Raw genomic sequence first — 22465 nt, forward strand, 5'->3', positions numbered from 1 at the left:
AATCAGCCAGGGGCGGAGCTGCCCCTGATCACCAGTTCGGGCAGCAGCAGCCGTTCGGCCGGCTGCTGGTCGCCGGTGAGGATCGTGATCAGCTCCTCGGCGATCCGGTCCATCGGTTGCCGCAGGCTGGTCAGGCCCGGGGAGACGACCTCGGCGAGCGGCGAGTCGTCGTACCCGACGACGCCGACGTCGGTGCCGGGGACGATCCCGCGGGCGGTGAGTTCACGGAGCGCGCCGAGGGCGAGAACGTCGCTCAAGGCAACGATCCCGTCGAACGCGCGGCCGGAGTCGAGCAGCCGCGCCGTACCGCGGGCGCCCTCCTCGATGCTGTCGGCCCGGCACCGGACGGCCAGCCCGGTGGTCGGTACGCCGTGGTCCTTGCAGGCGGTGCGCCAGCCGGCCAGGCGATCCTCGGCGAGCCCGGACGACTTCGGCCACCCCAGGAAGGCGATCCGGCGGCGGCCGGTCTCGTACAGGTGCCGGACCGCGATCGCGGAACCGGTCGCGCCGTCGACGTCCACCCACGGCCCCGGCTGCAGGGTCTGCTTCCACACCCGCCCGAAGCTCACGAACGGGATGCCCTGCTGCTTCAGCCACCCGTGCCGCGGGTCGTGCGTCTCGGTCTGCGACAGCACGAACCCGTCGACCATCCGGCGAGCGTGCAGATCCTCGTACGTCGGCATGCCGTCGACGCCGGGCGGCGCGGTGAACAGCAGGATGTGCCGGCCGCTGCGTTCGGCGGCGGCGCAGAGGGCGTGCAGGAACTGGTCCATCACCAGGTGCGTCTGGTTCGGCCAGCTGGGCACGCAGTACCCGATCAACTCGACCGCGCTGGTGCGGAGGCTGCGGGCGTTACGATTGGGCCGGTAGTTGAGCAGTTCGATCGAACGGTTGACCCGCTCGAGCGTGTCGGCGCGCAGCCGGTGCGGGGCGTTCAGAGCGTTCGACACGGTCTGAACCGACACTTCGGCGTGGGCAGCCACCTGCTTCAACGTAGCCAAGGTGCCCTCCCGCAGGTTTGAACGTTCAAATCACCCGCAGTCTCTCCCTGACCCCATGCCGCTGTCAACGGTTCAGATTCGCGGCGGTCCTTGGCGCACGATCGCAAGCGTCTCCTCGACCGGCCCCGGCGGGATCCACCGCCCCCACCAGTCGGCACCCGCCGCCGCGAACGCCGCCGGATCCCCACCACTCACCTTCACCTCGACGCCCGGGCCCAGCCCGCGTACGTCGTCCGGCGTGATCTGCTGCGGCGCGTCCGTACTCCCTTTGTACGCACACGATCCACCCCACCGCCGGATCCTGCGCCGTACCGCCGGCACCAACAAGTTGCCCCCGACCCAGATCGGCACCCGAGGCCGCTGCACCGCCCGCGCCGCGAGCCGCACGTTGTCGAGCACGTAGTACTCCCCGCTGAAGCTGACCGTCTCCCCACTCCACAACCGGTCGATCACCTCCAGCCCCTCATCAAGCATCCCCGCCAACACCCGCGGCTCCCGCCGCCCCACGAACGGATCCCCCGGATCACCACTCCCGACCCCGAGCACCATCCGCCCACCCGACAGCTGATCCAGCGCCACCACCTCGGCAGCCACCTTCCACGGATGCCGCCGCGGCAACGGCGTCACCGTCGTACCGATCCGAATCCGCTCCGTCGCCGTCGCGATCGCCGCCAGGCAAACCCACGGGTCGTACGTCGGCAGGCTCGCATCCCCCTGATAAACCAGGTAATCCTCCAAGAACAACCCGTCCCACCCCGCCCCCTCCACCACCCGCCCCAACTCCGCCAACCCCCGCGGATCCCGCCCCACCCCAGCCGCCCCCACCGTCACCAAAAACCTCACCCCACCAACGCTAACCCCCACCCCCGACACCCACCCACCACCTACGCCCGCCACTCACGCGCGGCGCTTACGTCTTCCGTTCACGCGTGGCGCTTACGCCCACCGGCCGACGCGAGCGGATATCCCCGCGTGTTGCTGGTTCCCCCCTTACACCACCGGACAACCGCCAACGCCAACGGATATCCCGCCCGTGCTTCGGCGCGGGCCGTCCGCGCCGGCTGCCTACGCGAGGGGATATCCGCGCGTGTTGCTGGTTCTCCCCCCTCATACCACCGGACAACCGCCAACGCCGACGGATATCCCCGCCCGTACGTTCCCGCCGGAGCCCGCGCCGGCTGCTGACGCCGGGGGGATGTCCGCGCGTGTTGCTGGTTCTCCGCCTTCACACCATCGGTCAACCGGTAACGCCGACGGATATGCGTGTCCGTGCTTGCGCGATGGTGGGTGAGGGGCGGTGTCGGGTCAGGTGGTGTGGCCGCCGGCGATGGTTAGGGTGGTGCCGGTGATGTAGGTCGCGGTGGGGCCGGTGAGGTAGGTGATGGCGGCGGCTATCTCTGTGGGGGTGGCGAAGCGGGGGAGGGCCAGGTCGGCTAGTTGGGGTTGGGCGTGCGGGCCGGTGGCTGGGTTCATGGTGGTGTCGGTGGGGCCGGGGTGGACGACATTCGAGGTGATGTTGCGGGGGCCGAGTTCGCGGGCTAGGGCTTTGCTGAGGCCGGTCAGGGCGGATTTGCTCATTGCGTACAGCGTCATCCCGGGCGACGTCACCCGCTCGGCGGCGCAGCTGCCTACGTGGATGAGGCGGGCGCCGTCGGACAGCAGCGGGACGGCGGCCTGCGTGGTCGCGTAGACGCCGCGCACGTTGACGGCCAGCACCCGATCGAGATCCTCCAGGGAGATGTCTCCGATCGGCGCGATCGCCCCGACGCCTGCGTTGTTGACGAGAATGTCCAACCCGCCAAGGGTTTCCGCGGCCCGTCGTACGCCGTCCGCCGCCGCGGTCGCGTCCCCGGCGTCGACCGCGAACGCGAACCCGCGCCGCCCCAACCCCTCGATCTCCTTCACCACCGTCGCCGCCGCGTCGGCGGATGTGCCGTACGTGATCGCGACATCGGCGCCGCGTTCTGCGAGCGCCACCGCGGTCGCCGCGCCGATCCCGCGGCTGCCGCCGGTCACGAGTGCCTTCTTGCCAAGTAGTTCGTTCATGTTTCAATCTCACCGCCCGGCGATCCCCGAAGCTGGCGAGAATCCGCCACCGGATCCTGCCGTCGCGAATCCGCGAACCCGACCACCACTTCCATGTCGTAAATCCGCTAGTGATTGTCGGTGGCGGCAGGGATGCTGGAGGGCGTGTACGAGTGCAGGGAGCGATGTGTCCGCGCGGTCCAGTCGAAGGACGCGCGGTTCGACGGGTGGTTCTTCACGGCGGTGCTGACCACGCGGATCTATTGCCGGCCGAGCTGCCCGGTGGTGCCGCCGAAGGTCGAGAACATGCGGTTCTACCCGAGCGCGGCCGCCGCCCAGCAGGCCGGGTTCCGCGCCTGCAAGCGGTGCCGGCCGGACGCCAGCCCGGGGTCGCCGGAGTGGAACGACCGGGCCGACCTGGTCGCGCGGGCGATGCGGCTGATCGCGGACGGCGTCGTCGACCGGGACGGCGTACCGGGGCTGGCCGCCCGGCTCGGGTACAGCGTGCGGCAGGTGCAGCGGCAGCTGCTCGCCGAGCTCGGGGCCGGGCCGCTCGCGCTCGCCCGGGCGCAGCGTGCGCAGACCGCGCGGCTGCTGATCGAGACGAGTGAGCTGCAGATGGCGGACGTCGCGTTCGCCGCCGGGTTCTCGAGCGTACGAACGTTCAACGAGACCGTGCAGGAAGTATTCGCGCTCGCTCCGACCGAGCTTCGCCGCCGCGCCCGCCGGGGTACGGCGTCGGCCGCGCCCGGCACGATCTCGCTGCGGCTCCCGTTCCGCGCGCCGTTGACGCCCGACAACCTGTTCGGCCACCTGATCGCGACCGGCGTACCCGGCGTCGAGGAATGGCGCGACGGGCACTACCGCCGGACGTTGCGGCTGCCGCACGGTCACGGTGTCGTCGCGCTCAAGCCGATGCCGGACCACATCGCCTGTCAGCTGTCGCTCACGGACCAGCGGGACCTCGCGATCGCGATCAGCCGGTGCCGCCGGATGCTCGACCTGGACGCGGATCCGGTCGCCGTCGACGATCTGCTCGGTACCGATCCCGTTCTCGCGCCGCTGATCGCGAAGGCGCCCGGCCGGCGGGTTCCGCACACGGTCGACGGCGAGGAGTTCGCCGTCCGCGCGGTGCTCGGTCAGCAGGTGTCGACCGCGGCTGCCCGGACGCACGCGCATCGGCTGGTGGTGCAGCACGGCGAGCCGATCGAGGACGCGGGCGGCGGCCTCACGCACCTGTTCCCGACGATGCAGGCGCTCGCGGAGCTGGACCCGGAGACGCTGGCGTTCCCGAAGTCCCGTCGTACGACGCTGACCACGCTGATCGGCACGCTCGCGAACGGCGACATCGACCTGGGCGCCGGCGCCGACTGGGACGAGGCTCGCGAGCGGTTGTCGGCGCTGCCCGGGATCGGACCGTGGACGGTGGAGTCGATCGCGATGCGGGCGCTCGGCGACCCGGACGCCTTCGTGGCCAGCGACCTCGGGATCCGGTACGCCGCCCGTGACCTAGGCTTGCCCGAGGCCCCCAAACCGCTGACCGACCACGCCCGCGCGTGGCGGCCCTGGCGTGCGTACGCGGTGCAGTACCTGTGGGCCACCGGTGACCATGCGATCAACAAGATCCCCGTGGAGTGAGATGACCGAGCTGACCACCGACCGGCTGCTGCTGCGCAACTGGCGCGAGTCCGACCGTGATCCGTACGCCGCGCTGAACGCCGATCCGGCCGTGATGGAGCACTTCCCGGCGCCGCAGACGCGCGCGCAGAGCGACGGGCTGATCGACCGGAACCGGCCGCTGATCGACGAGCGCGGCTGGGGACTGTGGGCGGTCGAGGTGCGCGAGACCGGGGAGTTCATCGGATTCACCGGGCTGTCGGTGCCGAGTTTCGAGGCGGCGTTCATGCCGGCGGTCGAGATCGGCTGGCGGCTCGCGAAAGGGGCCTGGGGCAACGGTTATGCGAGCGAGGCGGCGCGGGCGGCGCTGGCGCACGGGTTCGGGCCGGGCGGGCTGGGCGAGATCGTCTCGTTCACCGCGACCACGAACCTGCCGTCGCAGCGGGTGATGCAGCGGATCGGGATGGTGCACGACGCGGCCGGCGACTTCGACCACCCGCGGATCGAGGACGGGCACCGGCTCAAGCGGCACGTGTTCTACCGCATCGACCGCGCGCAGTGGGAGTCCACCCGGTGACGTACGCCGTCGTCGGCAGTCCGCTCGGTCCGCTCACGCTGGTGGGGACCGAGGCGGGGGCGTTGACCGGGTTGTACATGGACCGGCAGCTCTACCGTCCAGACGAGAGTGGGTTCGGGGACCGTGACGATGCGGTGCTGCCGGCGGTGGCGGAGCAGTTGGAGGAGTACTTCCACCACGGGCGGACCACGTTCGACGTACCGCTGCAGCTGGTCGGGACGGAGTTCCAGCGGCGGATCTGGGACGCGTTGCAGGACATCCCGTACGGCGAGACCACGACGTACGGCGGGCTCGCGGCCGCGCTCGGGCTGAAGCCGCAGTCGGCGCGGGCGGTCGGGCTCGCGAACGGAAAGAACCCGGTCAGCATCATCGTGCCGTGCCACCGGCTGGTGGGGTCGACCGGCAGCCTGACCGGGTACGGCGGGGGGATCGAGCGGAAGCGGGCGCTGCTCGATCACGAGACCGGCGGAAAACTGCTCAGTTGGTGAGCACTTCTCCGGTGCATGCTGGATCCATGATCGACGAACTGAACTGCGCGGATGCCGGCGAGTGGCGCGACTGGCTGGAGGCGAATGGCCGGCGCGAGCGGTCCGTGTGGCTGGTGGTGCACCGCGACGGGGACGGGCTGGATCTCGCGACGGCGGTCGAGCACGCGTTGTGCTTCGGCTGGATCGACAGCAAGACGATGCGGCGGGACGAGCTGACGACGCACCAGTGCTTCACGCCCCGGAACCCGCGCAGTACGTGGAGCAAGGTGAATCGCGAGCGGGTGGAGCGGCTGGCCGCGGCGGGGTTGATGCGCCCGCCGGGCGAAGAGCTGGTGGCGGAGGCGCGGCGCACCGGGGTGTGGGACCTGCTGGCCGACGCCCAGAACCTGATCGTCCCGCCCGACCTGCGACTCGCCCTGGAGAACGAGCCGCAGGCGGCCGGGAACTTCCGCGCTTTCTCACCGTCCGCCCGCCGCACGATCCTCGAATGGATCACCCTCGCCAAACGCCCGGAGACGAGGGAGCGACGGATCGCGTCGACGGTGGAGAGCGCGGCGAGAGGTGTGCGAATCAGGTAGGAGTGTTGGCCGGGTCCTCCAGCCGTTCCGCGGCGGGGGCTTCCGCGGGGGCCGGCTGTTTGCGGGTGAGGCGACGGGCCAGCGGTTCGGTGTAGCGGGCGGCGACCGGGCCGAGGATGACCAGGATGAGGACGTACGCAGTGGCGAGCGGGCCCAGCTTCGGCTCGACGCCGACCGCGAGGCCGGCGATGACGATCGAGAACTCACCGCGGGCGACCAGGGTCCCGCCGGCGCGCCAGCGGCCGGCCTGGGATATCCCGGCCCGGCGGGCGGCGAACCACCCGGTGGCGACCTTGGTGAGCGCGGTCAGTACGGCGAGACCGAACGCGACCGCCAGCACCGGCGGGATCTTCCGCGGGTCCGTGCTCAACCCGAAGAACACGAAGAACACCGCCGCGAACAGGTCCCGCAACGGGCTCAGCAGGTTCCGCGCGCCGTGGGCGACCTCGCCCGACAACGCGATCCCGACCAGGAACGCCCCGACCGCCGCCGACACCTGCAGCTGCTGCGCGATCCCCGCGACGAGCAGGGTCAGCCCGAGTACGACGAGCAGCAGCATCTCCGGGTTGTCCGACGACACCGCCCGGCTGATCACCCGCCCGTACCGCAGCGCGATGAACAGTACGACGCTCACCGTCCCGAGCGAGATCAGCAACGTCATGCTCCCGCCGGCCAGCCCGACGCCGGCGAGCAGCGCGGTCAGGATCGGCAGGTAGACCGCCATCGACAGGTCCTCGAGGACCAGGATTCCCAGCACCACAGGCGTTTCGCGGTTACCGAGCCGCCCGAGATCGCCGACCACCTTGGCGATCACGCCGGACGACGAGATCCACGTGACACCGGCCAGCGCGACCGCCGCCACCGGGCCCCACCCGAGCAGCAACGCGACCGCCGCACCCGGCAACGCGTTCAGCAGGAAGTCGACGGCCCCCGAGACGTACTGCGTCTTCAACGTGCCGACCAGATCGGACGCGGTGTACTCGAGCCCGAGCAGCAACAGCAGCAGGATGACGCCAATTTCGGCGCCGGTGGCAACGAATTCCTCGCTCGCGGCCAGCGGCAGGATGCCACCGTGCCCGAATGCCAGTCCGGCCAGCAGATACAGGGGAATCGGGGAGAAGCCGAGCCGCCCGGCGATCCGCCCGAGCACGCCCAGGGCAAGGATGACCGCGCCGAGCTCGATCAGGAGCGCGGTGATGTTCTCGTGCATGCTCAGCCCCCCGCGATCAGATCGGCCACCGCGTCCACGCCCTCACGGGTGCCGACCACGACCAGCGTGTCCCCGATCGCGAACCGGAAGTCCGGTGTCGGCGACGGGGTCGCGCCGGTACGGCGGAGGACCGCGACGATCGAGGCACCGGTACGGCTGCGGGCCTGGGTGTCACCGAGCGTGCGCCCGGAGTACGGCGACCGCGCGGTCACCGGCACGTGCTCGGTGACCAGGTCGATCTCGATCTCGCCGCGGACCGGGTCGATCCGCTCCGGGACCAGGAGTTGCGCGAGCGCGGCCGCTTCGCCCTTGCCTAAGGGGACCGACGCCTGGCACTCGTCGTCGTCCTCCGGTTTGTGGAACCCGAGGAATCGGCGGCCGTCGTTGTGCGCCACGACCGAGACGTGTTTCCCGGACTCGGTGACCAGGTCGTAACGGATCCCGATACCGGGCAGCGTCGTCTTGGTCGGGTGGGCCTGGGCGTCCATGAGTACTCCGAATCCATTGGGCGTCGATATAAGGCGTCTGCAATCAATTCTCTCAAACCACACAAGCCATGTGCGGACAAGTGATGTGACATGAGATGCAATCAGGTGCAGTGCAACGAGTTGCATAGGTAGGCTTCGGTCATGGCGCTGGAGCACGCGATCCTGGTCTCGCTGACCGAGCGGGCCGGTTCCGGGTACGAGCTGGCCCGTCGCTTCGACCGCTCGATCGGGTATTTCTGGCCGGCCACGCACCAGCAGATCTACCGGGTGCTGCGGCGGATGGATGACGCCGGCTGGGTACGGCACACCGAGATCACCCAGGATGGCCGCCCCGACAAGAAGGTGTACCGGATCGCCGCGGCCGGCAAGGCGGAGCTGACCCGGTGGCTGGCCGAGCCCGAGGACCCCGCCGTACTGCGGGACGGCCTGGGCGTGAAGCTCCGGGGCGCCTCGGTCGGCGATGTCGGCGTCGTCCTCGCGGAGGTCGAGCGGCACCGGGCGGAGCACGCGGCCCGGCGCGAGGTGTACCGCAGCATCCAGCAGCGCGACTTCCCGAAGCCGGCGACGCTGCACGGCCGCGAACTGCATCAGTACCTCGTACTCCGCGGCGGTATCCGCGCCGAGGAGTCCTTCGTCGCCTGGTGCGACGAGGTGGTCGACGCCCTGCGGAAGGATTCGAAATGACGGCCTACCCGCATCTGCTGGAACCGTTGGACCTCGGCCACGTGGTGCTGCCGAACCGGGTGATCATGGGCTCGATGCACACCGGGCTCGAGGACCGGTTGAGCGACCTGCCCCAGCTGACGGCGTATTTCGCCGAGCGGGCCCGCGGCGGCGTCGGGCTGATGGTGACCGGCGGCTACGCGCCGAACTGGCAGGGCTGGCTGACACCGTTCGGCTCGAAGCTCACGACCAGGCGCCAGGCGTTGAAGCACCGCCAGTTGACCGACGCGGTGCACGCCGAAGGCGGCCGGATCGCCCTGCAGATCCTGCATGCCGGCCGCTACTCGTACCACCCACTCAGCGTCTCCGCCTCCGCACTCAAGGCCCCGATCAACCCGTTCAAACCGCGCGCCCTGTCCGACAGCGGCGTCCTGCGGCAGATCAAGGCGTACGTCGACTGTGCCGCGCTCGCCCGCGAGGCCGGGTACGACGGCGTCGAGATCATGGGTTCCGAGGGGTACTTCATCAACCAGTTCCTGGCCGAGCGGACGAACCGGCGGACCGACCGCTGGGGCGGCAGCCCGGAGAACCGCCGGCGGATCGCGGTCGAGATCGTCCGCCGGACCCGGGAGCGGGTCGGCCAGGACTTTCTGATCATCTACCGGCTGTCGATGGCGGACCTGGTCGACGGCGGTCAGTGCTGGGACGACGTGGTTGCGCTGGGCAAGGAGATCGAGGCGGCCGGCGCGTCGATCATCAACACCGGGATCGGCTGGCACGAGGCGCGGGTGCCGACGATCGTCACGTCCGTACCGCGGGCGGCGTTCACCAGCGTCACCGCCGCGTTCAAGCCGCACGTGAGCATCCCGGTCGTCACGTCGAACCGGATCAACCTGCCGCAGGTCGCCGAGGAGGTACTGGCGCGCGGCGACGCGGATCTGGTCAGTATGGCGCGCCCGTTCCTGGCCGATCCGGAATGGGTGCTGAAGGCAACCACTGACCGGGCGGACGAGATCAACGTCTGCATCGCCTGCAATCAAGCCTGTCTGGACCATGTGTTCGCGAAGAAGAAGGCGAGCTGCATGGTCAATCCGCGGGCGGCCCGCGAGACCGAACTGCAGCTGCTGCCGACCCGCCGGACGAAGAGCGTCGCGGTCGTCGGGGCCGGTCCGGCCGGGCTGGCCGCGGCGGTGACGGCGGCCGAGCGCGGGCATCGGGTGGAGCTGTTCGAGGCGGCGGACGAGATCGGCGGGCAGTTCGGGATCGCGCAACGGATCCCCGGCAAGGAGGAGTTCGCCGAGACGATCCGGTACTACCGGCGGCGGCTCGAACTCACCGGCGTCAAGCTGCACCTCGGGCGCCGCGCGAGCGCCGACGACCTGGCCGGGTACGACGAGATCGTGCTCGCGACCGGCGTCGTACCGCGGGTGCCGGCGATTCCGGGGATCGACCATCCGAAGGTGCTCTCGTACGTCGACGTGGTGCGGGACGGCAAGCCGGTGGGGGAGTCGGTCGCGGTGATCGGGGCCGGTGGGATCGGGGTGGACGTCAGCGAGTTCCTGACCGGCATGTCCCCGGATCTTGAAGCGTGGAAGGCGGAATGGGGTGTCGGGGATCCGACGCAGCTGCCGGGCGGGCTCGCCGTACCGCGGCCGGAGCCGTCGCCGCGGAAGGTGTATCTGCTGCAGCGCAAGGACGGGAAGATCGGCGCCGGGCTCGGGAAGACGACCGGGTGGGTGCACCGGGCGGCGCTGAAGAACAAGCAGGTCGAGCAGTTGCGGGGGGTGAACTACGAACGGATCGACGACGAGGGGCTGCACATCACGTTCGGCCCGAAGCGCGAGAAGCCGCGGGTGCTGGCGGTCGACACTGTGGTGATCTGCGCGGGCCAGGAACCCCTCCGCGAACTGGCCGGCCAGTTGACCGGCCGCCCGGTGCACCTGATCGGTGGCGCCGACGTCGCCGCCGAGGTCGACGCCAAACGCGCCATCGACCAGGCCACCCGTCTGGCCCTCACGCTCTGACCTAGTGGACCTAGTGGACCTAGTGCACCGATCCCGGGGTGCACTAGTGCGCGCTGGCGTTCCGCTCCTTAACTAGTGCACCGTGTACGGCGTACGCGCACTAGTTCGAAGGAGCTTGAGATGAAGACTGTGCTGATTTCCGGTGGCGGGATCGCGGGGCCGGCGGTGGCGTTCTGGTTGCGGCGGTTCGGGTTCGCGCCGACCGTCGTGGAGATCGCGCCGGGGCCGCGGCCGGGTGGGCAGACCGTCGACCTGCGCGGGGTGTCCCGGGTGGTGGCCGAGCGGATGGGGTTGCTGCCGGGCGTCGCCGAGCGGCAGGTGCACGAGCGCGGGCTCGCGTACGTGAAGGCCGACGGACGGACGTCCGCCGCGATGCACATGGAGGCGCTCGACGGCGCCGGACCGGTCGCCGAGATCGAGATCCTCCGCGGCGATCTCGCCGAACTCCTGACCACGGCCGCGAGCGACGTGGAGTTCCGGTACGACGACTCGATCGCGGCGCTGGAGCAGGACGCCGACGGGGTCGAGGTCAGCTTTGCGAGTGGAGCCGACAGACGGTTCGACCTGGTGATCGGCGCGGACGGCGTGCACTCCCGGGTCCGGCGGCTCGCGTTCGGGCCGGAGGACGAGTTCGTGCAGCACCTCGGCGGGTACATGTCGTACTTCACGATCGAGACGCCGGAGGACCTGGACGACTGGATGAAGATCTACACCGCGCCGGGCGGCCGCTGGGTCGCGCTGCGCCCGGACCGGGATATGCGGTACGCGAAGGCGCTGCTGAGCTTCCGGTCGCCGCTCCTCAGCTACGACCGGCGCGACGTCGACGCGCAGAAGAAGCTCGTCCGCGAACGGTTCGAGGGCCTCGGCTGGCACACCCCGCACGTCCTGAAGGGCCTCGACGCGGCCGACGACTTCTACCTCGACACCACCAGCAAGGTCGTCGTACCGGACTGGTCCCGCGGGCGGATCGCGCTGGTCGGTGACGCCGGGTACTGCGGTTCGCCGATGGCCGGCCACGGTACTGCGCTGTCGCTGGTCGGCGCGTACGTCCTGGCGGGGGAGCTGGCCGCGGCGGCGGGCGATCACGCGCGGGCGTTCCCGGCGTACCAGCGGCGGATGCAGGCGTACGTCGCGCAGCGGATGGAGCTGCCGCCGGGCGGGATCAAGATGGCGATGCCGCTGTCCGCGTTCGGGATCGCGTACCGGGACTTCGTGCTGCGGGTGATGACGTCGAAGCCGCTGTCCGGCGCGCTGAAGAAGATGGCGGGCGGTACGCCGGACGCGATCGACCTGCCGGAGTACTCAGTCCAGCGGGGAGACCCACTCCGGGTTGCGGCCGAGGAGGCCGAGTAGCTGGTCGAGGTCGGGGGCCGTGCCGGAGACCTTGACGCTGCGCTCGAACGCGTACCCGGGGCCGCGGTTCGCGTCGGTGTCGGGGATCCGGCGGGCCAGCACGAGGGCCTGCTCGACCATGTCGGGCGGCGGCTTGTACGGGACGTCGATCGCGCGGGCCAGGTCCCAGGCGTGCACGATGCAGTCGAGCTGGTGGAAGGTGAGCGCGATCCGGCGCGGGAACGAGCCGAACTCTCGGACCTCCACCAGCCGGTCCAGCGCGCCGCCGTCCGCGAAGGCGTCCGCGACCTGCACGTTCGAGCGGCGGTAGGCACCGGACGGGTTGTCGGCGAGGCGGCCGCCGTTCCAGGTCCGGAGGGAGGCCGAGCCGTTCAGCGCGGCCGCGGCGAGGCCCTCGTTCTGGCTGACCAGGTGCCGCATCAGCCCGCGCACGGTCCAGTCCGGGCAGGGGGTGGGGAACCAGAGCTGCTCGGTCCGCACCTGCATGACGACTTCCCCGAGCACCGCCCCGGCCCGGCGATCCAGATCCCGGATGTCCATCCGCGCTCCTCCCGTTGCCTTAGTAACGATAAGGCTGGGAGGCTGACTTCGCAGGGAATCGCGCGCGGGTCAGGCTTTGGCGGCGGCCTTGGCTGCTTTCTTGAAGTTCCGGACCTCCTGCAGCGAGGTGGCGTCGGTGACGTCCGCGATCGACCGCCGGGAGCCGCGGTCGCCGTAATTGCCGGCGGCCTCGCGCCAGCCCTTCGGGGCCACGCCGCGCTGCTTGCCGAGCAGCGCCAGGAAGATCTTCGCCTTCTGCTCGCCGAACCCGGGCAGGGCCTTCAGCCGCTTCAGGACCTCGGCGCCGTCGGGCTTCGGGCGGCCGGAGAGCCAGATGTTCGCGACGTCCCCGTCGTACTTCTCGATGATCTCCTGGGCGAGCGCGTGCACCCGGCGGGCCATCGAGCCGCCGTACCGGTGGATGGCCGGTGGGGTGACGCTGAGCTCGACGAACGTCTCCAGGTCGGTGGCGGCGATCTTGTGCAGGTCGAAGCCGTCCATCCGGTTCGCGATCTTCAGCGGGCCGGAGAACGCGTGCTCCATCGGGTACTGCTGGTCCAGCAGCATGCCGACCAGCAAGGCGAACGGGTCGTCGTTGAGCAGTTTGTCGGCGTCCGGATTGCCGGTGAGTTGCAGTTCGCGCAGCATGTTGCCCATCTTTTACCGCCGGGTCCGCCACAGCAAGTAGACGAAGTACGGCGCGCCGATCAGCGCGGTCAGCAGGCCGGCCGGGATCTGGGCCGGGGCGAGGACGGTCCGGCCGATACTGTCCGCGACGCTGACCAGGAGTGCCCCGAGCAACGCGGCGACCGGGAGGATCCGGGCATGCCGGCCGCCGACCAGCGCGCGTGCGGCGTGCGGCGCGACCAGTCCGACGAATCCGACCACCCCGATCGCCGAGACCGCGGCCGCCGTCAGCACCGCGGCGGCGAGCAGCAACGCGAGCCGCGTGCGCTCCAGCCGTACGCCGAGGATCCGCGGTACGTCGTCGTCCAACGCCAGCAGATCCAGCTCTCGCCGCGCATGGACCACAGCGGGAGTGAGAGCTGTCAGTGCTACGGCTACTGGCAGTACTTGCGGAAGCGTTCTGCCATAGGTGCTGCCCGATAGCCAGGTCATCGCCAGGCTCAGGTTCCACGGATCGGTGGCGACGATCAGCAGCGTGATGACCGCGGTGGCCGCCGACGACACCCCGACGCCGATCAGCACCAGCCGGTCCGCGCTGAGCCCGCCCCGCCAGCTGGTCGCGTAGACGATGCCGAAGGTGCCGACCGCCGTGACCGCGGCCACCCCCGAGAGCAGCCAGATGCTTGCGGACGGCAACAGGATCGAGAGTGCCCGGTTCGGCCAGCGGGTTCCGGCAGACGGCCTGCACCGTCGTACCGGCGATCGCCAGGGCGGCACCGCACAGTACGGCGGACAGCACCCGCGGGAAGCGCTGGTCGAGGACGTACGTGATCGCGCGCCCGGACCGGCCGCCCACCCAGTTCACGAGATCGCCCGTGCGCAGGAACGCGTCGCCGGTGAGCAGCGCGCCGACGAGGGCCGCGACCAGCAGGACCACCAACGTGCCGCCGACCACCCAGAACGTACGGCGGGTCCGCAGCGCGCCGCCCGTACCGGCCGGGGAGCGGCTCGCGTCGCGGTGCCGGCGGGCGAGCCAGATCAGCACGACCGCGCCGACGACCATCGTCATGATGCCGGTCGGGATCTCGACACCGGCCTGCCCGCCGAACGCGGCCCGCAGTACGACGTCCGACGCGAGTACGACGAGAACGCCGCAGAGGCCGGACAGCGGGAGCAGGACGCGATGCCGGAGCAGGCCGGGGACGAGCGGGGCGAGCAGCCGGACCACGACCGGGGCGACCAGGCCGACGAAACCGACCGGTCCCGCGACCGTCACGGCCGCCGCGGAGAGCAGGACGGTGACCAGCGTGGTGAGGACGCGGGTCCGGCGGACGTTGACGCCGAGCACCGCGGCCGTGTCGTCGCCGAGCGTGAAGATGTCCAGCTTCGATGCCAGCAGCAACGCGCCGACCGTCCGCGTCGTCGGCGCGCCAGCGGCTGCGGTACGGGTGCCGCCCGTACCCGACGACGTCGCGGACGCTGACACCGTTCGGCGTCGGCCGGGACTGCGACAGCAACGTCACCTTGCGGGCGAAGTCCTTCGCCGACAGGGCGAGCGCGTTGCCGCCGCCGGGGAAGGTGATGCGCCCGGCGTCCGGGTGGTGCAGGCGGCGAGCGCACGCAGCAGCGTCGACTTCCCGCTGCCGTTCGGCCCGACGAGCGCCGTCACCCGGGCCGCCTCGATGTGCAACGAGGCCCCGTCGACGACGTGCCGCCCGTGATACCCGAGCTCGAGCTCGTCGCCCGTCAGCCCCACCTGATCCATGGTGATGAGGATAGCCTTACCTAATCTGATATGTCAGCAAGGGGTCTCCTGATGAGATAGTGCGCGTACGGCGTATGCGCACTAGGGTGGGGTGATGAGCGAGGCGCCGTACCAGGTCATTGCCGCGGAACTGCGACGGCGGATCGAGGCGGGGGAGCTGCTGCCCGGCGACCGGGTGCCGTCCACCCGGGCGCTGACCCGGGACTTCGGGGTCGCGATGGCGACCGCGACCAAGGCGTTGCAGGTCCTCCAGGCCGAGCGGCTCGTGTACGCCGCGCCCGGGGTCGGGACGGTCGTCGGCCCGCCGGCGCGGCGGGTGCCGGCCGCCGTACCGGAGGGGCTGGACCGGGACGAGATCGTCCGGATGGGTGTCGCGATCGCGGACGCCGAAGGGCTCGCGGCGTTGTCGATGCGGCGGATCGCGGCCGAGCTCGGGGTGTCGACGATGGCGCTGTACCGCTACGTCGGCGGCAAGGACGCGCTCGTCGTACAGATGGTGAACGAGGCGATCGGGGAGTTCCCGCTCGGCGAGATCCCGGAGTACTGGCGGGACGCGGTGGCGATGGTGGCGCGCGTGCACTGGGCGGCGTACCGCAGGCATCTGTGGCTGGCGAGCGCGATCAGCCTGAGCCGGCCGCAGTTGGTGCCGCGGCTGCTGCCGCACACGGACGCCGTGCTGGGGGCGTTGCGCGGGTTCGAGAAGGAGGCGGCGCTGTCGACGATGATCAGCCTGTTCGCGTACGTGCGCGGGATCGCGTTGGTGATGGAGTCCGAGGCGCAGGCCGAACAGGACACCGGCGAGACCGCGGACGAGTGGGTCGTGCACCAGAGCGACCAGCTGGCGGCGATGATCGCGGCCGGCGGCCTCGGGGCGTTCCAGGAGCTGCTGGCGGACGGGTTCGAGTACGACTACGACCTGGACCAGCTCTTCGAATTCGGCCTCGGCGTGTTCCTGGATGGGCTCGCGGCCCGGCTACGCTGAGTGGTGACGACTTCTCCGGAGGTGGCGATGGAGCCTGTGTTCGCGCCGGATGTGCCGGCGGGCGTACGCCGGTTGTACGAGCGCAGGCCGGAGTTGTTCGTGGCGGCCGACGCGCCGCGGCCGAAGCGGCAGACGTCGTGGTCGGCGGCGCCCGGGAACACGTTCGGGACGTTGCTGGTGTGGGTCGGGGTGTGTGTCGGCGGGTGGATCCTGGCGCTGATCGTGATGGCCGCGACGCTGCCGACCGCGGTCGCCGCGTGGGGAGCGGTCGCGCTGGCCGGGGTCGCCGTCCTGGCGACCGGCGGGATCCTGGCGAAGTCGATGGTCGAGGACCGCGGCCACAAGGCGGTCCGGAAGCAGCACCGGAAGTACCTGCTGCCGGAGGACTTCGACAGCGAAGCCGGGTGGTTGCTCGGCCGGGCGCAGCGCGCGGTGAAAACGGTGCTGGAGGCAACGGTTACCCGCCGCGGGCTGCTCGACGACGTGAAGAACGAGCTGGTGCTGCCGGAACAGCTGTGGGACATCGCGCAGGTGCTCCGCGAGCAGACGGTCCTGCGAGCGCGCCAGAAGGACATCGCCCGCGGCGCGAAGACAGCTGAGCTGGACGCCGTCCTCGGACCGCAACGCCGCGCGCTGGCGCTGTCCGCCGAGGCGATCAAACGCAAGGTCGACCTCCTCGACCGGTACGCCGACCGCGTCCGCTCCGCCGACGCCGCCCTCCGCGCCGAAGCCGCCCTCGAGGACGGCGACCGCTACATCGAACTCCTCGCCCGCACCGAACCGGCCGGCGACACCGCCGTAGTAGAAGGCTTCACCGACGAAGCCACGTCGTTGAAGGACACCCTCACCCGCTCCATCAACGCCGCAAGAGACGCCGGCCGAACACTGGCCCTGCCGGAGTAGCCCTACGGGCCGGGCCAGTGCGGGATGGCAGTCCGGTCCACCGCGCCGGCCTCCGAAGTTCACGGAGTGGGCGGGGCGTCTTCTCGTTCTGCGCTGGTAGGTGCTTGGTTGTCAGTTCTTGGTGAGTAACTCCTCTTCCTGGTCGGGTGTCAGGCCGATGGTCAGCTCAGGTTTGCCGCGGGCGTTGTCCCAGTGCAGGACGTCTTCGACTGTGGTGCGGAGGGGGGTGACCGGCATGCCGGCTTCGTGGGACTTGGTGGGGTTTCGGCGGCGTTCGCCCCATTCGGCTTCGGGGTCGATCAAGGGGAAGCGGGGTGGGACGGCGTCGCGGGGGACCGGGACGATGTCGACGGTGGTGCCGGAGAGGTCAGCGGCGGTCTGGATGAGTTCGGCGATGGTGGAGTCGGGGCCGACCGCGTTGTACGCGCCGGACCGGCCGTCCGTGATCAAGCGGGTGATGAGGCGAGCCACGTCGCGGCTGTCCACCAGCTGCAGCGGCGCCTCCGGCTTGGTCGGAAGCGCTACCCGTCCACCGCGCGCACCACGCCGGATCCAGTACAGCGCCGTACCGGACGAGTCCCCGGGTCCCGTCACGCGGCCGGGCCGGATCAGCGTCGCGCGGTCGCCGTACCGCTCGACGACGTCGTCCTCGCACGCGACCTTGCACGGCCCGTACGTGTCGTTCGTCAGTACGTCGGCATCCCGCAGCGGCTCCCGCCGCGGCGCCGTCTCGTCGGTCCCGGCCGGGAGATCCCGCACGTACACCGCGTGGCTCGACACGAACACGTACCGCCCGACCCGATCCCCGAGCACGTCCATCGCCTGGTCGACGTCGCGGGACCGGAACCCGCTCAGGTCCACCACCGCGTCCCACTCGCCCGACTTCAGCGCCGAGTAGTCCCCGCTCGCCCGGTCGCCGACCAGTTGCGTGACGCCGGGCGGCAGCGGCGTACCGCTCACCCCTCGGCTGAACGACGCGACCTCCGCGCCCTGCGCCAATGCGTCGTCAACGACCGCACGCCCGACAAACCCGTTCCCGCCCAGAATCAGAATCCGCACAACCGCCCAACTTAGCCCCGCGCCGCCCGCTCCGCGACCGGATTGATCGACAACCGAACAGCGCTGTAACACGTCTGAACAGGTGAAGAGGCGGTCCATACCGCACACTGGGAGTGAGGTGCGGAACGGGGACAGGGGAGCCGATGGGGAGTGCGCGCGCGACGGCGAGGCGGCCGCGGTCGATGCCGAAGTTGCTGGGGTTCACCCTGCTGGGCGCAGTGCTTCCAGGACTCGGACTGATCGTCGGCGGGCGCCGCAAGCTCGGTGCGTTCGTACTCACGGTGTTCCTGGCGCTGGTCGGCGTCGCGGCGTACGTCGGGCTGACCCGGCGCGACGAGGTGATCGCGGCGGCCGTCGTACCGAGCCGGCTGCTGATCACGTCGGTGCTGATCGCGTTCCTCGCGTTCCTGTGGATCATCGTGATCGTCGGCTCGCACCGGTCGTTGCGGCCGGCAACGGGAGGGACCGGCGGGCGGGTGGCCGGCGCGTTGTTCGTCGGCGTGCTGTGCTTCGCGATCGCGGCGCCGGCGGCGGTCGGCGTACAGACGGTGCTCGCGCAGCGGACGCTGGTGCAGGACGTGTTCCAGTCCCAGGGCGAGAGCAAGAGCGCCACCCGGCCGACCACCGTCAACGTGAAGGACCCGTGGGAGGACCGGCCGCGGCTGAACCTGCTGCTGCTCGGCGGTGACGACGCGCCGAGCCGCGAAGGCGTCCGCACCGACACGGTGATCGTCGCGAGCATCGACACCAAGACCGGGAACACCTCGCTGATCTCGATGCCGCGGAACCTGACGTTCATGCCGTTCCCGGCGGACTCGCCGCTGCACAAGTTCTACCCGGACGGGTTCGGCAAGGAAGGGCTGAGCCTGGACGGGCGGCTCGAGTGGATGCTGACCGCGATGTACCAGAACATCCCGGACGCGCACCCCGGCATCCTCGGACCGTCGGACAACGAAGGCGCCGACGTGGTGAAGCAGTCCGTCGGCGAGGCGACCGGGCTGGACATCGACTACTACCTGCAGGTCAACCTGCAGAGCTTCCCGGAGATCGTCGACGCCCTCGGCGGCATCACCGTGAACGTCAACGAGCGCGTCGCGATGGGCGGCATCAGCAGCTCACACATCCCCCCGAAGGAGTGGATCGAGCCAGGCCCGCGGCAGCACCTGGACGGCCGGCACGCGCTGTGGTTCGCCCGCGGCCGGTACGGCGCCGACGACGACCAGCGGCAGGTGCGCCAGCGGTGCGTGATCAAGGCGATCGTGGACGCGGCCGACCCGCAGACGCTGGTCACGAAGTACAAGGCAATCGCGAAGGCCGGCCAGCACCTGCTCCGCACCGACATCCCGCAGGAGCTGCTGCCCGCGATGGTGGAGCTCGCGCTGAAGGTGAAGTCGGCAACGGTCTCGAACGTGACACTCGACTCCGAGAAGCTCCGCCTCAAGTACCTCCACCCCGACTACCAGGCCCTCCGCCAAACAGTCCAGACCGCCATCGACTCCACCCCCGCCCCGGCCACCACTCCGGTCACTCCGGTAGCCCCCACCCGCAAACCCACCACCACAACCTCCACCCCGCCGCCTGGTCCCACCCAGAACCTCGCCGACGCCTGCGCCTACAACCCGTCGGGCGACCAGCCGAACTGACGCCGAGCGGACTACCCGTCCGTGGGGATCGGGCGGTCGAAGAGGGCTTCGGCTACCGCGGACAGGTGGGGGAGGAGGTCCTGTTCGGTGGCCTTGGTGAGGGTGGGGGTGCCGACGGCGGTGCGGAGGATACCGATGCCGAGGAGCCAGGCGGCGAACAGTTCGGTGCGGAGGTTCTTGTCGGGGGTGCCGTCGGCGAGGGTGGAGAGGACGTCGAGGTAGCCGTCGCAGACCTGTTGGCGGAGGCGGGTCTTGGTGTCCTCGTGGCCGGCCGAGCGGAGCATCGCGATCAGTGGGTGTTCACCGGCGTACTCGGACCAGTCCTCGAACACCAGCTGCCGCAGCAGCTTCGCGGGCAAGTCCTCAACCGGACCGTCCGGCAGTACGACGGGCGCGGATGAGGTCGCCATCGCCTCGGTGAACAGGCCGGACTTCGACCCGAAGTACCGGAACACCAGCGCCGGATCGACGCCGACGTCCCCGGCCACGTCACGGACGCTCGTGCCGTCGTACCCGTCCCGCGCGAACCGCAGCCGGGCGCAGTCCAGCAACCCCGCCCGGGTCGCCTCGCGGTCCCGTTTGTGCGCCATCCGCCCTCCGAGTCATCGACCGTTGACATGTTACCTGTCCGGCTCTACGGTCTAAGTCACCGATCGATGACTTGGGGGACGAGTTGATGAAGAACGTCGTGGTGGCCGGCGGTACGACCGGCATGGGCCGCGAGATCGCCCTGCACTACCTGCGTCGCGGCGCCCGCGTGACGGTGATCGGCAGTACGCCGTCCCGCGGCGCCGAGTTCCTCCGCGACGCCCCGGGCGACGCGCACTTCCTGCACGCCGACCTGCTCTCGATCGCCGAGAACCACCGCGTGATCAAGGAGGTCACCGCTCGCCACGAGACCCTCGACGCGCTCGTGCTCACCGCGATGCTCCCGTTCGTCAGGCGCCGGGAGACCGTCGACGGCCTCGAGGGCACGTTCATGCTCTACTACCTGAGCCGCTTCATCCTCAGCTACGGCCTGACCGGCTTGCTCGAGCGCGGCGAGACCCCGATCATCACGAACCTCGGCGCCACCGGCATCACCAAGGGCGCGGTCAACTGGGACGACCTGCAGTTCACGAAGAAGTACAGCGTGGTGCGGGCGACGATGAGCGGCGGCCGCGCGAACGACCTGCTCGCCGTCCACTACCTCCAGAACCACACGGACGGCCGGACGAAGTACTTCGGGGTCCAGCCGCCGTACACGCGGAGCGGTACGAATCACCTCCCGCAACCGCTGCGGACCGTCGCGCGCGCCCTCGCCGCGGTCAAGGCGAAGCCGCCGGTCGACAGCGTGCGGGACACGCTCGCCGTCATGGACGACCAGCCGGACGAACGTCTGATCCTGCGCGCGGTCGGCGTACCGGTCGATCCGGGTCTGAGGACGTTCGACCCGGCCGACGCCCGCCGGCTCTACCAACTCACCAGAGAAATGTTCTGACGGCGGGTGTCGATCCGGTCGGGGTCCGCTCGACGTGAGAGTAAGGATCGAGCCAGACGACGAGGAGCAGCGATGCGTTTCATGATCATCAACAAGGCGGATGTCGACAGCGAGGCCGGGAAGTTGCCGTCGGCGGAGCTTGCCGAAGGGGTCGGGCAGGTTGTCGAGGACCTGTCGAAGGCCGGCGTACTGCTGTTCGCCGAGGGGGTGCACCGGAGTTCGCTGGGTGCCCGGGTGCGGGTCGACGGCGGCAAGCGAACCGTGACGGACGGGCCGTTCGCGGAGACGAAGGAGCTGGTCGGCGGCATCATCGTCGTCGAGGTGCGCAACCGGGACGAGGCGATCGAGTGGGCGGCCCGGCTGGCCGCGGCGCTGCAGGGCGAGGTCGAGGTACGGCGGGTCGTCGAGGAGGCCGACTTCGGCCCGGATTCGGACGTGTTCGCGGGCTGATGTCCATTTCTGCCCCTCCCGTCCGTGGGAGGGGCATGAGCACATACGAGGTAACCGACGCAGAGCTGTACTACGAAGTGCGCGGCAGCGGCCCGCTGGTCGCGCTGGTCGGCGCACCGATGGACGCGGACGCATTCGCCCCGCTGGCCGACCTGCTCGCCTCCGACCACACCGTCCTCACCCTGGACCCGCGCGGCGTGAAGCGCAGCACGCTGGCTCCGGGCGGTACGTCGCGCCCGGAGCAGCGCGCCGACGACCTGGCTGCGCTGATCCGGCACGTCGACGCGGGGCCGGCCGACGTACTGGGATCGAGCGGCGGAGCGGTCACCGCGCTGGCGCTGGCGCAGTACCACCCGGAGGCCGTACGGACGGTGATCGCGCACGAGCCGCCGCTCGACCGGTTGCTGCCGGACGCGGAGGAGCTGCTCGCGCAGTCCGAGAAGCTGATGGCCGACTACCTGGCCGGGGACGTGGTCGGCGCCTGGCAGCAGTTCTTCCGGCTGGCGAACATCTTCCTGCCCGACGAGGTGGCCGAGCAGATGTTCGGCGGCGACCGGGATCCGCAGGAGGTGGCGGCCGAGCGGTTCTGGTTCGGGCACGAGATGCGCGAGACCATCACCTGGCTCCCGGACCTGGACCGGCTCCGCGCGGCCGACGTCGTGGTCGGCATCGGCGCGGACTCCACCGGCCAGCTCTGCGACCGTACGTCGGGCGCGCTGGCCGACCGGCTGGGTGTGGAACCGACCCGTTTTCCCGGCGGTCACACCGGGTTCGCGGAGGCGCCGGAACCGTTCGCGGTGGCGCTCCGTGCGGTGCTGGCGGCCCGAGGTGAGACTCGCCCGTAGGCTGCTGGGGAGAGTATGTGAAGCTGGAGGGGTCCGGTGGGTACGCAGGGGTGTGATCGCGGTCGTACCGGGCACCGGTCCGAGTGCCGCGTCGCCCGCGTGGCTACTTGACCTCAACCGTGGTTGAAGTTTCAAGCTGGTGTCGCT

24 protein-coding genes and 1 pseudogene are annotated in these 22465 nt (G+C 70.5%); 13 read left to right on the forward strand and 12 right to left on the reverse strand.

What is annotated here, in order from left to right:
• Window positions 1-2: 2 nt before the first annotated feature.
• The 3 genes from ACXJJ3_RS29385 to ACXJJ3_RS29395 form a co-directional block, all read right to left on the reverse strand.
• Window positions 3-983, reverse strand: a complete 981-nt coding sequence (locus ACXJJ3_RS29385) for a LacI family DNA-binding transcriptional regulator (protein WP_458171962.1) — start codon at window positions 981-983, stop codon at window positions 3-5.
• A gap of 90 nt (window positions 984-1073) precedes the next feature.
• Window positions 1074-1844 carry an LLM class flavin-dependent oxidoreductase gene (locus tag ACXJJ3_RS29390; RefSeq protein ID WP_458165080.1) on the reverse strand — a complete coding sequence of 257 codons (771 nt, stop codon included), beginning with the start codon at window positions 1842-1844 and terminating at the stop codon, window positions 1074-1076.
• Window positions 1845-2306: 462 nt separating this feature from the next.
• Window positions 2307-3047, reverse strand: coding sequence for an SDR family NAD(P)-dependent oxidoreductase (locus tag ACXJJ3_RS29395; RefSeq protein WP_458165081.1), 741 nt, complete (start codon window positions 3045-3047; stop codon window positions 2307-2309).
• A 144-nt stretch (window positions 3048-3191) separates the two neighbouring features.
• On the opposite strand from ACXJJ3_RS29395, the gene ACXJJ3_RS29400 reads away from it, so the two are divergent.
• From ACXJJ3_RS29400 to ACXJJ3_RS29415, 4 genes are read left to right on the forward strand one after another with little or no spacing between them, the layout of a single operon-like run.
• Window positions 3192-4664, forward strand: coding sequence for an AlkA N-terminal domain-containing protein (locus tag ACXJJ3_RS29400; protein WP_458165082.1), 1473 nt, complete (start codon window positions 3192-3194; stop codon window positions 4662-4664).
• 1 nt (window position 4665) lies between these two features.
• Window positions 4666-5220, forward strand: a complete 555-nt coding sequence (locus tag ACXJJ3_RS29405) for a GNAT family N-acetyltransferase (RefSeq protein WP_458165083.1) — start codon at window positions 4666-4668, stop codon at window positions 5218-5220.
• Complete coding sequence (locus ACXJJ3_RS29410) at window positions 5217-5708, forward strand: methylated-DNA--[protein]-cysteine S-methyltransferase (RefSeq protein WP_458165084.1); 492 nt, start codon at window positions 5217-5219, stop codon at window positions 5706-5708. Before ACXJJ3_RS29405 ends, ACXJJ3_RS29410 begins: the two co-directional genes overlap by 4 nt.
• 26 nt (window positions 5709-5734) lie before the next feature.
• Window positions 5735-6286 (forward strand): YdeI/OmpD-associated family protein, encoded by a 552-nt coding sequence (locus ACXJJ3_RS29415; RefSeq protein WP_458165085.1) that lies wholly within the window; start codon window positions 5735-5737, stop codon window positions 6284-6286.
• Here the strand turns inward: ACXJJ3_RS29415 and ACXJJ3_RS29420 are convergent.
• Together ACXJJ3_RS29420 and ACXJJ3_RS29425 are read right to left on the reverse strand one after the other, a co-directional pair.
• On the reverse strand, window positions 6279-7496 hold the full coding sequence (locus tag ACXJJ3_RS29420) for a cation:proton antiporter (RefSeq protein ID WP_458165086.1): 1218 nt from the start codon (window positions 7494-7496) through the stop codon (window positions 6279-6281). The two genes, ACXJJ3_RS29415 and ACXJJ3_RS29420, sit on opposite strands and share 8 nt — an antisense overlap.
• A gap of 2 nt (window positions 7497-7498) precedes the next feature.
• Window positions 7499-7984: a cation:proton antiporter regulatory subunit gene (locus tag ACXJJ3_RS29425; RefSeq protein WP_458165087.1), complete on the reverse strand. Its 486-nt coding sequence runs from the start codon at window positions 7982-7984 to the stop codon at window positions 7499-7501.
• A 141-nt stretch (window positions 7985-8125) separates the two neighbouring features.
• On the opposite strand from ACXJJ3_RS29425, the gene ACXJJ3_RS29430 reads away from it, so the two are divergent.
• The 3 genes from ACXJJ3_RS29430 to ACXJJ3_RS29440 all read left to right on the forward strand — a co-directional run bounded on the left by ACXJJ3_RS29430 (window position 8126) and on the right by ACXJJ3_RS29440 (window position 12024).
• On the forward strand, window positions 8126-8668 hold the full coding sequence (locus tag ACXJJ3_RS29430) for a PadR family transcriptional regulator (protein WP_458165088.1): 543 nt from the start codon (window positions 8126-8128) through the stop codon (window positions 8666-8668).
• Window positions 8665-10671 carry an oxidoreductase gene (locus tag ACXJJ3_RS29435; RefSeq protein ID WP_458165089.1) on the forward strand — a complete coding sequence of 669 codons (2007 nt, stop codon included), beginning with the start codon at window positions 8665-8667 and terminating at the stop codon, window positions 10669-10671. Before ACXJJ3_RS29430 ends, ACXJJ3_RS29435 begins: the two co-directional genes overlap by 4 nt.
• Before the next feature lie 120 nt (window positions 10672-10791).
• Complete coding sequence (locus ACXJJ3_RS29440; RefSeq protein WP_458165090.1) at window positions 10792-12024, forward strand: FAD-dependent monooxygenase; 1233 nt, start codon at window positions 10792-10794, stop codon at window positions 12022-12024.
• Here the strand turns inward: ACXJJ3_RS29440 and ACXJJ3_RS29445 are convergent.
• From ACXJJ3_RS29445 to ACXJJ3_RS29465, 5 genes and pseudogenes are all read right to left on the reverse strand, one after another.
• On the reverse strand, window positions 11974-12564 hold the full coding sequence (locus ACXJJ3_RS29445) for a TIGR03086 family metal-binding protein (protein ID WP_458165091.1): 591 nt from the start codon (window positions 12562-12564) through the stop codon (window positions 11974-11976). The genes ACXJJ3_RS29440 and ACXJJ3_RS29445 overlap by 51 nt on opposite strands.
• 69 nt (window positions 12565-12633) lie before the next feature.
• A complete protein-coding gene (locus ACXJJ3_RS29450; RefSeq protein ID WP_458165092.1) occupies window positions 12634-13212 on the reverse strand; it encodes an HhH-GPD-type base excision DNA repair protein in 579 nt (192 codons plus the stop codon).
• A gap of 12 nt (window positions 13213-13224) precedes the next feature.
• Window positions 13225-13854, reverse strand: coding sequence for an iron chelate uptake ABC transporter family permease subunit (locus ACXJJ3_RS29455; protein WP_458165093.1), 630 nt, complete (start codon window positions 13852-13854; stop codon window positions 13225-13227).
• Window positions 13855-13954: 100 nt separating this feature from the next.
• Window positions 13955-14677, reverse strand: a pseudogene (locus tag ACXJJ3_RS29460) (iron chelate uptake ABC transporter family permease subunit); the annotation flags it as partial.
• A gap of 33 nt (window positions 14678-14710) precedes the next feature.
• Window positions 14711-14956, reverse strand: coding sequence for an ATP-binding cassette domain-containing protein (locus tag ACXJJ3_RS29465; protein WP_458165094.1), 246 nt, complete (start codon window positions 14954-14956; stop codon window positions 14711-14713).
• A gap of 94 nt (window positions 14957-15050) precedes the next feature.
• Here ACXJJ3_RS29465 and ACXJJ3_RS29470 point away from each other — a divergent pair, with 94 nt between their 5' ends.
• Together ACXJJ3_RS29470 and ACXJJ3_RS29475 are read left to right on the forward strand one after the other, a co-directional pair.
• Window positions 15051-15938, forward strand: coding sequence for a GntR family transcriptional regulator (locus tag ACXJJ3_RS29470; RefSeq protein ID WP_458165095.1), 888 nt, complete (start codon window positions 15051-15053; stop codon window positions 15936-15938).
• A 27-nt stretch (window positions 15939-15965) separates the two neighbouring features.
• Complete coding sequence (locus ACXJJ3_RS29475) at window positions 15966-16841, forward strand: hypothetical protein (RefSeq protein WP_458165096.1); 876 nt, start codon at window positions 15966-15968, stop codon at window positions 16839-16841.
• A gap of 111 nt (window positions 16842-16952) precedes the next feature.
• Here ACXJJ3_RS29475 and ACXJJ3_RS29480 read toward each other — a convergent pair whose 3' ends face one another.
• The gene (locus ACXJJ3_RS29480; RefSeq protein ID WP_458165097.1) at window positions 16953-17900 is read right to left on the reverse strand and encodes an NAD-dependent epimerase/dehydratase family protein; all 948 of its coding nucleotides are present in this window, start codon (window positions 17898-17900) and stop codon (window positions 16953-16955) included.
• A gap of 182 nt (window positions 17901-18082) precedes the next feature.
• On the opposite strand from ACXJJ3_RS29480, the gene ACXJJ3_RS29485 reads away from it, so the two are divergent.
• On the forward strand, window positions 18083-19543 hold the full coding sequence (locus ACXJJ3_RS29485) for an LCP family protein (RefSeq protein WP_458165098.1): 1461 nt from the start codon (window positions 18083-18085) through the stop codon (window positions 19541-19543).
• Window positions 19544-19554: 11 nt separating this feature from the next.
• Here the strand turns inward: ACXJJ3_RS29485 and ACXJJ3_RS29490 are convergent, their stop codons facing one another.
• A complete protein-coding gene (locus tag ACXJJ3_RS29490) occupies window positions 19555-20133 on the reverse strand; it encodes a TetR/AcrR family transcriptional regulator (protein ID WP_458165099.1) in 579 nt (192 codons plus the stop codon).
• 86 nt (window positions 20134-20219) lie between these two features.
• Here ACXJJ3_RS29490 and ACXJJ3_RS29495 point away from each other — a divergent pair, with 86 nt between their 5' ends.
• From ACXJJ3_RS29495 to ACXJJ3_RS29505, 3 genes are all read left to right on the forward strand, one after another.
• Window positions 20220-21023: an SDR family NAD(P)-dependent oxidoreductase gene (locus ACXJJ3_RS29495; RefSeq protein ID WP_458165100.1), complete on the forward strand. Its 804-nt coding sequence runs from the start codon at window positions 20220-20222 to the stop codon at window positions 21021-21023.
• A gap of 72 nt (window positions 21024-21095) precedes the next feature.
• The gene (locus ACXJJ3_RS29500) at window positions 21096-21473 is read left to right on the forward strand and encodes a YciI family protein (protein ID WP_458165101.1); all 378 of its coding nucleotides are present in this window, start codon (window positions 21096-21098) and stop codon (window positions 21471-21473) included.
• Window positions 21474-21508: 35 nt separating this feature from the next.
• Window positions 21509-22318 carry an alpha/beta fold hydrolase gene (locus ACXJJ3_RS29505; protein WP_458165102.1) on the forward strand — a complete coding sequence of 270 codons (810 nt, stop codon included), beginning with the start codon at window positions 21509-21511 and terminating at the stop codon, window positions 22316-22318.
• Window positions 22319-22465 lie beyond the last annotated feature (147 nt).

This window comes from Kribbella sp. WER1 (assembly GCF_054189145.1).